General features: G+C 59.0%; 15 protein-coding genes. 5 read left to right on the top strand and 10 right to left on the bottom strand.

Annotated features, from left to right (window positions below; all coding sequences use genetic code 11):
• Nucleotides 1-49 precede the first annotated feature (49 nt).
• Together ACA054_RS26490 and ACA054_RS26485 are read right to left on the bottom strand one after the other, a co-directional pair.
• Nucleotides 50-766, bottom strand: a complete 717-nt coding sequence (locus ACA054_RS26490; RefSeq protein WP_497686865.1) for a fimbria/pilus chaperone family protein — start codon at nucleotides 764-766, stop codon at nucleotides 50-52.
• Nucleotides 767-816: 50 nt separating this feature from the next.
• A complete protein-coding gene (locus ACA054_RS26485; RefSeq protein WP_497686864.1) occupies nucleotides 817-1,452 on the bottom strand; it encodes a DUF1120 domain-containing protein in 636 nt (211 codons plus the stop codon).
• 351 nt (nucleotides 1,453-1,803) lie between these two features.
• On the opposite strand from ACA054_RS26485, the gene ACA054_RS26480 reads away from it, so the two are divergent.
• From ACA054_RS26480 to ACA054_RS26465, 4 genes are all read left to right on the top strand, one after another.
• Nucleotides 1,804-2,436, top strand: a complete 633-nt coding sequence (locus ACA054_RS26480) for a response regulator (protein WP_497690375.1) — start codon at nucleotides 1,804-1,806, stop codon at nucleotides 2,434-2,436.
• A 92-nt stretch (nucleotides 2,437-2,528) separates the two neighbouring features.
• The gene (locus ACA054_RS26475) at nucleotides 2,529-2,999 is read left to right on the top strand and encodes a nuclear transport factor 2 family protein (protein WP_497686863.1); all 471 of its coding nucleotides are present in this window, start codon (nucleotides 2,529-2,531) and stop codon (nucleotides 2,997-2,999) included.
• Nucleotides 3,000-3,039: 40 nt separating this feature from the next.
• Nucleotides 3,040-3,351: a GIY-YIG nuclease family protein gene (locus ACA054_RS26470; RefSeq protein WP_497686862.1), complete on the top strand. Its 312-nt coding sequence runs from the start codon at nucleotides 3,040-3,042 to the stop codon at nucleotides 3,349-3,351.
• Nucleotides 3,352-3,437: 86 nt separating this feature from the next.
• Nucleotides 3,438-4,373: a glutathione S-transferase family protein gene (locus ACA054_RS26465; RefSeq protein ID WP_497686861.1), complete on the top strand. Its 936-nt coding sequence runs from the start codon at nucleotides 3,438-3,440 to the stop codon at nucleotides 4,371-4,373.
• A gap of 155 nt (nucleotides 4,374-4,528) precedes the next feature.
• On the opposite strand, the gene ACA054_RS26460 is transcribed toward ACA054_RS26465, so the two are convergent.
• Both ACA054_RS26460 and yejK read right to left on the bottom strand, forming a co-directional pair.
• Entirely contained in the window at nucleotides 4,529-4,879 is a 351-nt protein-coding gene (locus tag ACA054_RS26460) for a glutaredoxin family protein (protein WP_497686860.1), read from the bottom strand.
• The gene (gene yejK / locus ACA054_RS26455) at nucleotides 4,879-5,883 is read right to left on the bottom strand and encodes a nucleoid-associated protein YejK (protein WP_497686859.1); all 1,005 of its coding nucleotides are present in this window, start codon (nucleotides 5,881-5,883) and stop codon (nucleotides 4,879-4,881) included. The genes ACA054_RS26460 and yejK overlap by 1 nt, the downstream gene beginning before the upstream one ends.
• A gap of 395 nt (nucleotides 5,884-6,278) precedes the next feature.
• On the opposite strand from yejK, the gene ACA054_RS26450 reads away from it, so the two are divergent.
• On the top strand, nucleotides 6,279-6,560 hold the full coding sequence (locus ACA054_RS26450; RefSeq protein WP_007905514.1) for an HU family DNA-binding protein: 282 nt from the start codon (nucleotides 6,279-6,281) through the stop codon (nucleotides 6,558-6,560).
• A 118-nt stretch (nucleotides 6,561-6,678) separates the two neighbouring features.
• Here ACA054_RS26450 and ACA054_RS26445 read toward each other — a convergent pair whose 3' ends face one another.
• The 6 genes from ACA054_RS26445 to ACA054_RS26420 form a co-directional block, all read right to left on the bottom strand.
• A complete protein-coding gene (locus ACA054_RS26445) occupies nucleotides 6,679-7,167 on the bottom strand; it encodes a hypothetical protein (RefSeq protein ID WP_497686858.1) in 489 nt (162 codons plus the stop codon).
• Between the two features lie 234 nt (nucleotides 7,168-7,401).
• The gene (gene rlmF, locus ACA054_RS26440) at nucleotides 7,402-8,424 is read right to left on the bottom strand and encodes a 23S rRNA (adenine(1618)-N(6))-methyltransferase RlmF (protein ID WP_497686857.1); all 1,023 of its coding nucleotides are present in this window, start codon (nucleotides 8,422-8,424) and stop codon (nucleotides 7,402-7,404) included.
• Between the two features lie 244 nt (nucleotides 8,425-8,668).
• Nucleotides 8,669-11,515, bottom strand: a complete 2,847-nt coding sequence (locus ACA054_RS26435) for a valine--tRNA ligase (RefSeq protein WP_497686856.1) — start codon at nucleotides 11,513-11,515, stop codon at nucleotides 8,669-8,671.
• A 253-nt stretch (nucleotides 11,516-11,768) separates the two neighbouring features.
• Nucleotides 11,769-12,158: a DNA polymerase III subunit chi gene (locus ACA054_RS26430; RefSeq protein WP_497686855.1), complete on the bottom strand. Its 390-nt coding sequence runs from the start codon at nucleotides 12,156-12,158 to the stop codon at nucleotides 11,769-11,771.
• Between the two features lie 8 nt (nucleotides 12,159-12,166).
• Entirely contained in the window at nucleotides 12,167-12,595 is a 429-nt protein-coding gene (locus ACA054_RS26425; protein WP_272603421.1) for a DNA polymerase III subunit chi, read from the bottom strand.
• 60 nt (nucleotides 12,596-12,655) lie between these two features.
• Entirely contained in the window at nucleotides 12,656-14,146 is a 1,491-nt protein-coding gene (locus tag ACA054_RS26420) for a leucyl aminopeptidase (protein WP_497686854.1), read from the bottom strand.
• Nucleotides 14,147-14,522: the final 376 nt, after the last annotated feature.

Raw genomic sequence — 14,522 nt, 5'->3', positions numbered from 1 at the left:
CTTGAATCAGGCGCTCACTGTTCCGTTGTAGGCGCTCTCAGGGTGGGTTTCAGGATTTGATTGGCGCCTCGTAATGCGGCACGGCGAAACCATAGACAGTCGCCGGTTGAAAACGCACCTGCGTGGCGGCCCCTTCAGGTGCCTTGATGCTGATGTTTTCCCCGGGCAACACATAGGTTTTGGGCAACATCGCATGGCCCGCCGAAGGCAACAATTGCACCTCCTGGCCCAGACGCACGACGTAAGGCGTGTCGTTGCGCACGCTCAATTGACCGTCTTGCAGCGACCATTGCAGGTCGGTCCAGGGTGTGCGATTAGGCGCCAGGCCTTTGGGATGGAGGATCACGGGCAGGTTCTGGCGCACGGTCACGCCAACCCGTGCCTGCCCGGCCTGGGCCTCAGGTTTGCCTTGGGGTATGCCTTCGAAGATCACCCGCTTCAAGCGCTGAGTGAGCAAGGGTTTTTCCGTTTGAAGAATGAACCGCACCAATTGCGTTTTTGAGGCGTCTACCCGCGCCAGCGGCGGTGTCACGAACACCAGGGACTCGCTGTCCTCGGCGATGTCTTCGATGGTGACGTGCATCAATGCCAGGTTGGCATCGGTGTTAGTCACCGAAACAGAAGCTTCGCCGTCGGCCTCGTCGACGATCACCACGGAAGTGTTCGGCACCATGCCGTCGGCCTGAGCTTGTACGGCCAGCAGGAGGGCGAGCGCACCGACGCCGTAATGGAGCAGGTGACGCGTACCGGTTAAAAATCTGGTCATGACGTGTCCCGTTGAAAGTGCGAGTAAAAGTAGCCGGGCTCTGCGGCCCATCAGTAGTTCAGCTGCACGGTGATGTGCCCGTCGATGGGGATTTCGTCGGACAGCGTCAGGTCGTTCGCGCGAACGATGGTGGTAAAGGCCGTCAGACGGGCGTTCAAGTCTTTAATGGCGATGGGTGTGGTCAGGTCAGTCAATGACGCAAACGAAGTCAGGCCGGCGTGCCCCAGGTAGGAAGAGACTCGCCAGTTGGCGCCATCGTTGAGGGACATGATGGTTTTCACCGGAACCCCATCGGCTATCGCATCAAACAGCCCGAACGCAACACTGCCCAGGTTCTGGTCGTCGTTGATGACGCCCAGTCCGTGACTATTGGGGTGAAAGGCGGAAGAGCCGTCGCGATTGTCGATGGTCGTCAGGGTAAACAGCGTGGCGGCTTCGCAATTCACATCGAGGTACAGCGTGCCGTTTTGCAGGCTGGTGGGCTTTTCCGGGTTCAAGTCTTTGACCGTCACTTTGCCGTGGTCGACGATGCCGCCACCGGACAGGCTGGGTGTGCAGGCGCTGGGAGTGATCAGTCCGGAGACGCTCAACTCGGTGCTGCTGGCGGCATGGGTCGCGGGGGCGCAGGCGATCAACACGGGCGCCAACAACAATGCAGTGTCCAGAAGGGATATACGTTTGTTCATGTGGAACGCTACCTCGATGAAAGATTGGCGGGCTGTGCCCCATGTTGGTGGGCGCAATCTATCGATCGATGTAGCCAGGTGGAATGCAACTAATACGAAAACGGGCGGTTCGGCGTATGAAAGCGAGTTGGCGCAGTACAAATCGCTGCTTTTGTAGTGTTGTCTGTAGTCCTTCTGCGTAACCCTTGTAGCCTGAAATCGTAGGGCGGTTCTTATTCTTTTATAGGATAAAACCCAACACCCCGAATGCGTTGGGCGAGGCGATTTTTCGCTCAATATTGGTCGTTGTGGTGGGAGATGGACGGCGCTATTTTTCGCGCATTCCAGTCACAAAACAGGAAAAATCCGACAATGAGGGTAATTATTGCTGATGACCATCCCGTCGTTCGCATCGGCTTGCGGATGCTGATCGATCTGAGCAGGACGTGCATAGTCGTGGGTGAGGCCGATGACCCGGACAGTCTTTTGCGCCTGCTCTGCGCCACGCCTTGCGATTTGTTGATCACGGACTTTTCGATGCCGGGCAATCAGCAGGCCGATGGCCTGAAAATGTTGGGCACGGTTCGACGTCGCTATCCTGCGACACCCATCATTCTGGTCACGATGCTCGCCAACGTCGCGACGTTGCGGGCAGCGTTCGCTCAGGGTGTGGTGGCTATTGTTGCCAAAGGCGCGTCGGCAACGGAACTGCCCAAGGCGATCAAAGCGGTGAAAGAAGGGCGGCGGTTTATCAGCCAATCCTTGCGCACGGCGCTGGTTCAGGCAGATGCGGGTGCCCAATCAAGTTCCCCGGCATTGTCGGCCAAAGAACATGAAGTCGTAAGAATGCTAGCCAGCGGCATGACCGTCAGTGAAATCGCCGGTCACTTCAAACGCAGCGTTTCAACGATCAGCAAACAGAAAAACATGGCCATGCAACGACTGGGCATTTCCTCGGATGTGGATCTTTTTGCCTATGCCCGTGAGAGCGGCATAGTGCAATAGGTGAACCGGTATTCCTGTCACGAATGCCGATGGTCTTCAACGCATTTGCAGACTATCGTGCAGGCAATCCTGTGAACGTTCGGAGCCTGCCCATGAGTGATGCCCACAACGCATTGATCACCCAGTTCTACCAGGCCTTTGCGCGGCTGGATGCCGAGGCCATGAGCGCCTGCTATACCGATGACGTGGTGTTCAGTGATCCGGCGTTCGGCGAGTTGCGTGGTCAAGAGGCTGGCGACATGTGGCGCATGCTCACCACCCGGGCCAAGGATTTTTCCCTGACATTCGACAATGTGCGCAGTGATGAACGCACGGGTGGCGCCCATTGGGTGGCGACGTATGTGTTCAGCCAGACGGGCAACACCGTGGTCAACGATATTCAGGCGCGTTTTGTCTTCCGTGACGGCAAGATCTGCGAGCACCACGACAGCTTCGATCTATGGACCTGGTCACGTCAGGCACTGGGTTTCAAAGGCCTGTTGTTGGGCTGGACGCCACTGGTGAAGAACGCTGTTCGCGCTCAAGCGTTGAAGGGCCTGAAGGCTTTCCAGGCCAGTCGCTGATAAGATCGCCGCTTGTTTCCTTTCAAGTCTTGATCGTTACGTGAGCACCCTCAACGAAAAACCTGCCGACACCGATTCACAGGTGACTAAGCCGTGGTTCGTCTATCTGGTTCGCGCGGCCAATGGTTCGCTCTACTGCGGAATCAGCGATGATCCTGTGCGTCGCTTCGCCACTCATCAAAGTGGCAAAGGGGCGCGGTTCTTTCTTTCCAGCCCGGCCGTAGCGCTGGTCTATACCGAAATCTGCCGCGATAAAAGCGAAGCGCTGCGTCAGGAACGGCTGATCAAAAAACTCAGGAAAAGCGCCAAGGAATGCCTGGTGGCGAGCGCGGCTGCCGGCTTATCAATCTGACTGATCAGTTCCCATCAGGCAGATCGGTAGGCTGCCTGCCGATTGCGCGCTAAGCTGGGGTTCCCATTCGTGCGACGGAGCCGAGCATGTCCGAGTTGATCCTGCATCATTACCCGACGTCCCCTTTCGCCGAAAAAGCCCGTTTGCTCCTGGGTTTCAAGGGGCTGTCCTGGCGCTCGGTGAAGATCTCGCCGGTGATGCCAAAGCCCGATTTGACCGCGTTGACCGGCGGCTATCGCAAAACTCCGGTGCTGCAGATCGGTGCGGATATCTATTGCGACACGGCCTTGATTGCCCGGCGCCTGGAACAGGAAAAAGCCTTGCCAGCATTCTTTCCCGAGGGGCAGGAAATGATCGCCGCGTCCTTCGCGGCGTGGGCCGATTCGGTGGTGTTCCAGCATGCAGTCAGCCTGGTGTTTCAGCCGGAATCGATAGCGGTACGTTTTGCCAATTTATCCCCCGAAGCGATCAAGGCGTTTATCGCCGACCGGGCGGGCGTGTTCAGTGGCGGCAGTGCAACCCGCTTATCCGCCGAGCAGGCCAGGCATCAATGGCCGACGATCATGGTGCGCCTGGAGCAGCAACTGCAGCGCGAGGAGGGCGATTACCTGTTCGGCGAGCCATCGATTGCCGACTTCGCTCTGGCTCACCCATTGTGGTTCCTCAAGGCGACACCAGTGACCTCACCACTTGTGGATAACTATCCGGCGGTGTCGGCCTGGTTGGCCCGAGTGCTGGGTTTCGGTCATGGTGCCCCAAGCGAGATGACCTCTGAAGAAGCCCTGAACGTCGCCCGCAACGCCACGCCGGCTGCTCTGCCGGATGAAGCGTTCGATGACCCGAATGGTTTCAAGGCGGGTCAGCAAGTGGTGATCGCGGCCACTGATTATGGTGTTGATCCGGTGGCGGGTGAGTTGTTGTTTGCCGGTAGCGAGGAATTGATTGTGCGTCGTGAGGATGAGCGCGGCGGCGTAGTGCATGTGCACGTTCCGCGGTTTGGATTCCGTATCGAGGCACGCTGAAAACCTACACCTGCACACACACAACTGTGGCGAGGGGATTTATCCCCGTTGGACTGCGCAGCAGTCCCTCTTTTGGAGCCGCTGCGCGGCCCAACGGGGCGGTGCGACGATTCGCTAAATCCCCTCGCCACAAGAGTCAGTTGCCCCTGAAGAAATTATTTCAGGGCAGCCAGAATCGCATCCGGGTCGTACCCGCGAATCAGCGTCCCGTTCACATCGATGATCGGAATCCCGCCGCCCCCCAATGCCTCATAGGCCTTGCGCGCCACGGCATCTTTCTCGATGTCGAATTCCTTGTACGGAATGCCTTTCTGATCGAGAAAGCGCCGGGTCAGCTTGCAGTAGCCACACCACTCGGTGGCGTACAGCACGACGTTGGCCTTGGCCTGGGTCTGCTCGGACACCACTTGCGACGGGTTGAACACCCGCTCGATCTTGCCCCACTGCTGATAGACCACGACCACCAGCAGTATCAGCAGGAATTTCTTCAATACGCTACCGAGCATCAGTTGCGGCGCTTGAGCTGATCGGTGAGCGAAGTTGGCAGACCCTTGATGATCAGCGTGCCGGCTTCTTCGTCGTACTCGATTTTCGAGCCCAGCAAGTGCGCCTCGAAGCTGATGGAAAGACCTTCGGCGCGGCCTGTGAAACGGCGGAACTGGTTCAGGGTGCGTTTATCGGCAGGGATTTCCGGCGACAGTCCGTAGTCCTTGTTGCGGATGTGGTCGTAGAAGGCTTTCGGACGTTCTTCGTCGATCAGTTCCGACAACTCTTCCAGGCCCATCGGTTCGCCGAGCTTGGCCTGGCTGCTGGCGTAATCCACCAGGGTCTTGGTTTTCTCGCGCGCGGAGTCTTCGGGCAGGTCTTCGCTTTCGACGAAGTCACTGAAGGCCTTGAGCAGGGTGCGGGTTTCGCCCGGGCCGTCGACGCCTTCCTGGCAGCCGATGAAGTCGCGGAAATACTCCGAGACTTTTTTGCCGTTCTTGCCTTTGATGAACGAGATGTACTGTTTGGACTGTTTGTTGTTCTGCCACTCGGACACGTTGATTCGCGCCGCCAGGTGCAACTGGCCCAAGTCCAGGTGACGGGACGGGGTCACGTCCAGTTGTTCGGTCACCGCGACGCCTTCACTGTGGTGCAGCAGGGCGATGGCCAGGTAATCGGTCATGCCTTGCTGATAGTGGGCGAACAGGACGTGACCGCCGACCGAGAGGTTGGACTCTTCCATCAGTTTTTGCAGGTGCTCCACCGCCACGCGACTGAAGGCAGTGAAATCCTTGCCGCCATCGAAGTACTCCTTCAGCCAGCCGCTGAACGGATGTGCCCCGGACTCGGCATGGAAGAAACCCCAGGCCTTGCCTTGTTTGGCGTTGTAGCTCTCATTGAGGTCGGCAAGCATGTTCTCGATGGCGCTGGACTCGGCCAGTTCCGAGTCCCGAGCGTGGAGAATTGCGGGCGTGCCGTCGGGTTTTTTGTCGATCAGGTGGACGATGCAATGACGGATCGGCATGGGCTTCTCGGCTGATTGAAGACGGGAGGGCGCGCTCCCCGAAAAAGCGCTCAGTGTACCGCAACCACTGGTTTTGGCGCGGTGCGAACGGCAATTGTGGGGCGACCGGCGGTGCTTATGCGTTTTTTTGCCGATTTAGAGCAATAAAGCTGACCAATTGGGTAGCTAGAGGCGGATATTTCCCCGTCTCTGTGCTAGTTTTGCCCGGTCTTACGCGTAGTCACTGCGTTAAGCGTGCATTCAGCATTTGTCAGGTCGAACCAAACCCTGATTTCGGTATCTATAACCCCGATCCCGTGGTTATTTGGCCGAGGGTGCCAGATCCAGAAGATCGGGCTCGATGGCTGACACTGCACTCTGCAATCCATATGAATTTGATAGGGAAGGAACACTACATGGCTCTTACTAAAGACCAACTGATCGCCGACATCGCTGAAGCTATCGACGCGCCGAAAACCACCGCGCGTAACGCTCTGGACCAACTGGGCCAAATCGTTGCCGATCAGCTGGAAAACGGCGGCGAAATCACTCTGCCAGGTATCGGCAAACTGAAAGTGACCGAGCGTCCTGCCCGTACTGGCCGTAACCCTTCGACTGGCGCTGCCATCGAAATCGCTGCCAAGAAAGTGATCAAGCTGGTTGTGGCCAAAGGCCTGACCGACGCTGTTAACAAGTAAGACTTGTTAAAAAAAAACCGTGCGCCGGAGCGATCCGGGCACGGTTTTTTTGTGCCCGTCATTCGGCATCCTGCGTGGAGCGATGACGAAGTCTCCAGGGGAGGCGGGATTTGGCCGGTTATATTTCTTCTGGGTTACTTAGATAAGGAGCATTGCGCTCTAGAATATGCAACGTGAAGGGTGGCATCCGTTGGCCGCCCACAATTATCATCGTTGGTTCGTCAGTAAAGGCCCAGTGGGTTGTAAGTTTGCAGCCGCTTCGTGTTCTCAAGTAGATTTCTTCACGTTCGCCTGGCAAATCGTCAAGTGTCAGGATGTTCGAGTTCTTGTCGGTGATGTTGAAGGAAGTCGTATCACCTCCCGCTGGAGGATTGGCTACGAAGTCGTTTCCTTCCTGGTCTATAGTCTTTCCGTAATGTTGCCCTTTACTGCGAATGTAAATGTTGTAGTAATCACCCTCGCACCTGAAATAAAGCTGGTCGGGGGCATACTTGCCGTTTTGACCCCATATCATGCGTTTTTTATTTCTGGGATCTGGCACCATGGCTACAGACTGGCCATAAAAGCTCATGGTTGCGATGAATGATTTTTGTCGATTTGTGCTCATGTTGATAGTCCTTTATCAATAAAGTGTCATGTGCAAACTTAAAGCTTTGCAGTGTTGAGGTTAACTGGATTTTAAATGTCGGGGTGGCAGGATTTAATAGAAAAAATTACATTTCATGTTGAAGGTGGTTATTGGCGGCGGCTGTAGATTTGCTTTGCCTTCTGAAAGATAAACGCCCCGAGAGTTCGAGGCGTTTGAGTTGATTTCTTCGGCAATTAAGCTTGTCAGCCCAACTTAGCTTTTACGCGTCCAGCGCTGGCGCCAGACTTGCTGTTCGCTCTTGGTCTGGAAGGTCCAGGCGACGAAACGACTTTTCTTCTGGCCCTGAGACATTTCCACAACCTGGCTTTCCAGCACTCCGGCCTTTTTCAGGGCGATCTCGATGGCCGGCAGGTTCGACGCCTTGGACACCAGGGTGCTGAACCACAGCACTTTGTGCTGGAAATGCGCGCTCTCGGCGATCAGTTGAGTCACGAAGCGCGCTTCGCCGCCCTCGCACCACAGTTCGGCCGACTGACCACCAAAGTTCAGCACCGGCAGCTTGCGTTTCGGGTCGGCGCGGCCCAGTGCGCGCCATTTGCGCTCGCTGCCCTTGGTCGCTTCGTCCATCGAGGCGTGGAACGGCGGGTTGCACATGGTCAGGTCGAAGCGTTCGCCCGGCTCCAGCAGGCCCAGCAAAATATGCTTGGGATTGCTCTGCTTGCGCAACTGAATGGCTTTGTTCAGCCCGTTGGACTGCACGATGGCCTTGGCGGCGGCCACGGCGGTTGGATCGATTTCCGATCCGAGGAAGTGCCAGCGGTAGTCGCTGTAACCGATCAACGGATAGACGCAGTTGGCGCCCATGCCGATATCGAGCACCTTGACCGGTGCGCCGCGCGGGATTTCACCGTCGTTGACGCTGGCCAGCAGGTCGGCCAGGAAGTGCACGTAGTCGGCTCGTCCCGGAACCGGCGGGCACAGGTAATCCGCCGGGATGTCCCAATGCGCCACGCCGTAGAACGACTTGAGCAACGCCCGGTTGAACACCCGCACCGCGTCCGGGCTGGCGAAGTCGATACTTTCCTTGCCATACGGGTTGATGATCACGAACTTCGCCAGTTCCGGCGTGGTCTTGATCAGCGCCGGGAAGTCGTAACGACCCTGGTGGCGGTTGCGCGGGTGCAGGCTGGCCTTTTCACGCGGTTCCACGGTTGTGGCCGGGGTGGCGGAATCAGGCTTCTTGCGCGCAGGGCGGGGTGTGCGGGGGGCGTTCATGGGTGTGGTCGATTCGGGTATGGCTGAAAGTGGGGGGCATTGTCCCACATTAGCTCCCTGATGACGCACATCCCCTGTAGGAGCTGCCGAGGGGAACGAGGCTGCGATCTTTTGATCTGGATTTTTAAAATCAAAAGATCGCAGCCTGCGGCAGCTCCTACAGGGGATATGTGGTGTTTGGGGAATGGGGCGGGCACAAAAAAGGGAGGCCGTTGCGGGCCTCCCTTTTTATTGCGGTTCGCCCTTACAAACTGGCAATCCGCGCATGCTGCTCGGCCAACTTGCCCAGAGCCTGTTCGGCTTCAGCCAGTTTGGCGCGTTCCTTGTCGATGACTTCGGCCGGGGCCTTGTCAACGAACCCGGCGTTGGACAGCTTGCCGCCGACGCGTTGCACTTCGCCTTGCAGACGCTGGATTTCCTTGTCCAGGCGCGCAAGCTCGGAACCTTTGTCGATCAGGCCGGCCATCGGCACCAGCACTTCCATCTCGCCGACCAGTGCGGTGGCGGACAGCGGTGCCTCTTCGCCGGCGGCCAGCACGGTGATCGATTCCAGGCGTGCCAGCTTCTTCAGCAACGCTTCGTTCTCGGTCAGGCGACGCTGATCTTCCGCACCGACGTTCTTCAGGAACAGCGGCAGCGGTTTGCCCGGGCCGATGTTCATTTCGCCACGGATGTTGCGGGTGCCAAGCATCAGGCCCTTGAGCCATTCGATGTCGTCTTCGGCGGCCTGATCGATGCGTGCTTCATTGGCCACTGGCCAAGGTTGCAGCATGATCGTCTTGCCTTCGATACCGGCCAGCGGCGCGAGGCGCTGCCAGATTTCTTCGGTGATGAACGGCATGAACGGGTGCGCCAGGCGCAGGGCCACTTCGAGCACGCGAACCAGGGTGCGACGGGTGCCGCGCTGACGTTCGACCGGTGCGTTTTCGTCCCACAGCACTGGCTTGGACAGTTCCAGGTACCAGTCGCAATACTGGTTCCAGATGAACTCGTACAAGGCTTGCGCGGCCAGGTCGAAACGGAACTGGTCGAGCTGACGAGTCACTTCGGCTTCGGTACGTTGCAGCTGCGAAATGATCCAGCGATCGGCCAGCGACAGCTCGTAGGCTTCGCCGTTCTGACCGCAGTCTTCGCCCTTGTCCAGCACGTAGCGCGCGGCGTTCCAGATCTTGTTGCAGAAGTTGCGATAGCCTTCGACGCGGCCCATGTCGAACTTGATGTCGCGACCGGTGGAAGCCAGCGAGCAGAAGGTGAAGCGCAAGGCGTCGGTGCCGTAGCTGGCGATACCCTCGGCGAACTCGTCGCGGGTCTGCTTCTCGATCTTCTTCGCCAGTTTCGGCTGCATCAGGCCGGAAGTGCGTTTCTGCACCAGCTCTTCCAGTTCGATACCGTCGATGATGTCCAGCGGGTCAAGGACGTTGCCCTTGGACTTGGACATCTTCTGGCCCTGGCCATCACGCACCAGACCGTGCACGTACACGGTCTTGAACGGCACCTGCGGTGTGCCGTCTTCATTCTTCACCAAATGCATGGTGAGCATGATCATCCGGGCAACCCAGAAGAAAATGATGTCGAAGCCGGTGACCAGGACGTCGGTGGAGTGGAATTTCTTCAGGAGCTCGGTCTGTTCCGGCCAGCCAAGGGTGGAGAAGGTCCACAGGCCCGAGCTGAACCAGGTGTCGAGTACGTCGTTGTCCTGTTGCAGCGCGATGTCCGGGCCGAGGTTGTGCTTGGCGCGCACTTCGGCTTCGTCGCGACCGACGTAGACTTTGCCCGACTCGTCGTACCAGGCCGGAATCCGGTGGCCCCACCACAGCTGGCGGCTGATGCACCAGTCCTGGATGTCACGCATCCACGAGAAGTACATGTTTTCGTATTGTTTCGGCACGAACTGGATGCGACCGTCTTCAACGGCGGCAATCGCAGGTTCGGCCAATGGCTTGGTAGACACGTACCACTGGTCGGTCAGCCACGGCTCGATGATGGTGCCGGAGCGATCGCCTTTCGGCACTTTCAGGGCGTGATCGTCGACGCTGACCAACAGGCCCGCGGCTTCGAACGCCGCAACGATCTGTTTGCGCGCTTCGAAACGGTCCAGGCCGGCATATTCAGCCGGGATGTTGCCGTCGATCGTTTCATTCAGGGTGCCATCGAGGTTGAACGCCTGAACGGCAGGCAGGACATTGGCGTTCTTGTCGAAGATGTTCAGCAGCGGCAGGTTGTGGCGCTTGCCGACTTCGTAGTCATTGAAATCGTGGGCCGGGGTGATTTTCACGCAACCGGTGCCGAATTCAGGATCGCAGTAATCGTCGGCGATGATCGGGATGCGGCGGCCGACCAGCGGCAGCTCGACAAATTTGCCGATCAGGGCTTTGTAGCGCTCATCGTTCGGGTTAACCGCGACGGCGGAGTCGCCGAGCATGGTTTCCGGACGGGTGGTCGCGACGATCAGGAAGGCGTTGCCTTCAGCGGTCTTGGCGCCGTCTGCCAGCGGGTACTTCAGGTTCCACAGGAAACCTTTCTCGTCGTGGTTTTCCACTTCAAGATCGGAAATGGCCGTGTGCAGCTTGGTGTCCCAGTTGACCAGGCGCTTGCCGCGGTAGATCAGGCCGTCTTCGTGCAGGCGCACGAATGCTTCTTTCACGGCTTCCGAGAGACCGTCGTCCATGGTGAAGCGCTCACGGCTCCAGTCCACGGACGAGCCGAGGCGGCGGATCTGACGGCTGATGTTGCCGCCGGACTGATCCTTCCATTCCCAGACTTTCTCGAGGAACTTGTCGCGGCCCAGGTCGTGGCGATTCTGGCCCTGGGCTTCGAGTTGACGCTCCACCAGCATCTGCGTGGCGATACCGGCGTGGTCGGTACCCGGTTGCCACAGGGTGTTACGACCCTGCATGCGGCGGAAGCGGATCAGGGCGTCCATGATCGCGTTGTTGAAGCCGTGCCCCATGTGCAGGCTGCCGGTGACGTTCGGCGGCGGGATCATGATGGTGTAGGACTCGCCCGCGCCTTGCGGGGCGAAGTAATTCTCTGACTCCCAGGTGTTGTACCAGGAAGTTTCAATGGCGTGCGGCTGGTAGGTCTTATCCATGCGCGGCGGGACCCTATTGGCATTTGTTCAGGAAAAGCCGGCAAGTATAGCGGGGCATGGGGCGCAGGGCGAGCAGGTGCGGACTTGTGGCGAGGGGATTTATCGAAACGTCGCACCGCCCCGTTGGGCTGCGAAGCGGCCCCGGCATTTCAGTCGCAATACGCATTAACGACTGCTGCGCAGCCGAGCGGGGATAAATCCCCTCGCCACAGAATCCCCCTCTCACCACAAGGGCTCTGTCCTGCTGGTTGGTTCAGTCGTTGTACTGGCTCAGCAACCGTTCCATCCGCGCGCTGAGGCGGCGTTTGATTTCGGTTTCGATGTGCGGCGCGAAGTCGTCGATCACGTCTTGCATGATCAATTGCGCGGCGGCGCGCAGTTCGCTGTCCAGGTAAAGCAACGCGTCGGCGTTCTGGTTGGTGCTCGGCGCGGGCTCGGCGGCGGGCTTGGGCGGTGTTGGCTCGACGGTCGGCGAGGGTTCGCTGACGGTGTCGAACAGCATCGGTATCTGTTCCTGATCACCTTCTTCGACCGTGTCGGTCAGCAGAGGGGGTTGCAGGTTGTCATCGCCGAGCAGTTGGCGGATCGACTCGAGGTCGTCCAGCAGGTGCGCGGATTGTTGCAGCGGTTTTGGAGTGTCCATCGGAATGCTCAGAGTCGCTGTAAACGGTGATCTTGCAGAGGATAGCCCTGTTCGCGGTAGAAACGGAAACTCTCCCGCGCAGCCGTGCGTATCACCGGGTCTTCGACCACCACTTCCGCCACGCGGGCGAAACGTTGGGCAAAGGCCGGTACTTTCAGATCGAGATTGACCAGCAGGTCCTGATGCTGACCGCAGTCATCGCCAAAGCCCAGCACGATCAGGCTGTCCGGTTCGCTTTCGGCGGGGCCGTGGGGCACGAAGCTTTCACCCTTGAACGCCCACAGGCGCGCATCGAGATCGTCTCGCTGGGCCGCATCGCTGCAATGCAGATAGACGCGATGGCCCATGCGCCAGGCTTTTTCGGTGAGCTTGCAGGCGAAATCCAGCCGCGCCGAAGGATCGGCGCTGGGCAGGATATAGAAGTCGACTTTGGTCATTGCAGTTCCTGAGCCTTGAGCGGCGCCGCCCGAAAGCGACGCCACCCGAGGTTATCGGTTTCAGGCTTTGGCTCGGTCCAGCAGGTATTGGGTCAGCAACGGAACCGGACGGCCAGTGGCGCCCTTGTCCTTGCCGCCGCTGGTCCATGCGGTGCCGGCGATGTCCAGGTGCGCCCAGTTCAGGTTCTTGGTGAAGCGCGACAGGAAGCAGGCCGCCGTGATGGTGCCAGCTTTCGGACCACCGATGTTGGCGATGTCGGCGAACGGGCTGTCGAGTTGCTCCTGGTACTCATCGAACAGCGGCAGTTGCCAGGCGCGGTCGTCGGCAGCCTTGCCGGCGCTCAGCAGCTGGTCGATCAATTGCTCGTTGTTGCCCAGCAGGCCCGAGGTGTGGGAGCCCAGTGCAACCACGCAGGCGCCGGTCAGGGTGGCGATGTCGATCACCGCTTGCGGCTTGAAACGCTCGGAGTAGGTCAGGGCGTCGCACAGCACCAGACGGCCTTCGGCGTCGGTATTGAGGATTTCCACGGTCTGGCCGCTCATGGTGGTGACGATGTCGCCCGGGCGCGATGCGTTGCCGCTCGGCATGTTCTCGGCGCAAGCCAGGATGCACACCAGGTTGATCGGCAGCTTCAGTTCGAGCACGGCGCGCAGGGTGCCGAATACGCTGGCAGCGCCACCCATGTCGTACTTCATTTCATCCATGCCGGCACCCGGCTTGAGGCTGATGCCGCCGGTGTCGAAGGTGATGCCCTTGCCGACCAGGGCGTAGGGCTTCTCGGACTTCTTGCCACCGTTGTATTGCATGACGATCAGGCGTGGCGGCTGGGCGCTGCCCTGGCCGACGGCGTAGAACGAGCCCATACCCAAGGACTTGATCTTCTTCTCGTCGAGGACTTCGACTTTCAGGTCCTTGAATTGCTTGCCCAGGTCTTTCGCTTGCTCGCCGAGGAAGGTCGGGTGGCAGATGTTCGGCGGCAGGTTGCCCAGGTTGCGGGTGAAGGCCATGCCGTTGGCGATGGCGGTGGCGTGGGTCACGGCGCGTTGCACTTCAGCCTCGGCGGCCTTGATGGTCACCAGGGTGATTTTCTTCAGGGCGCGCGGCTCGGCTTTCTGGCTCTTGAACTGGTCGAACTGGTATTCGCCGTCCACCAGGGTTTCGGCCAGCAGGCGGGTCTTGCCATAGCTGTCGCGGCTCTTGATCACGATTTCGTCCAGGGCCAGCACTGCGTCGCTGCCGCCCAGGCCTTTGAGCGTGTTGAGGATGCCGGCGATGATTTTGCGGAACGGGCGGTCACCCAGTTCTTCATCCTTGCCCACGCCGACCAGTAATACGCGTTCGGCTTTCAGGTTCGGCAGGCTGTGCAGCAACAGGCTCTGGCCAACCTTGCCGGCCAGGTCGCCGCGCTTGAGCACGGCACTGATGGCGCCAGCGCTGAGTTCGTCGAGCTGTTTGGCCAGAGCGCCGAGCTTGCGGCCTTCGCCGACGGCAACCACCAGCGTGGCGGTTTTCAACGTTTGCGGGTTGACGCTTTTTACAACCAGTTCCATGTCCGGGTCCCTGAATTGATGGTCAATACGCAAGCGCTCGACAAGGTGCGGGCAGCGCTTGCTTATAAATAGAAAGGCGCCAGGATCGACCGGCGACGAAGGCGGCAGTTTGAACCTCGCCAGCGGCGCCTGACAACCCTCGGTTGTACGATCTTCGCGGTTTTGTCGGCCAATGTAGGAGCGAGCCTGCTCGCGAAAAACCTGAGGCCGCCGCGGGGCTTCAGACTTCCCGCGTTATCGTTGACGGCCATCGCGAGCAGGCTCGCTCCTACAGTCCCCCCAATGCATTGCGCAGTGACAGGCGCACCCAATCACAGGATAATGCGCCATCTTTTTTTCGGCAGCCCTGAATTGCGGGCTGTCTGATGTGTTTGCT

The sequence above is a fragment of the Pseudomonas sp. LBUM1653 genome (genome assembly GCF_059716115.1).
The sequence above is the reverse complement of the archived record's forward strand: the minus strand, read 5'-3'. Positions and strand labels throughout refer to the sequence as shown.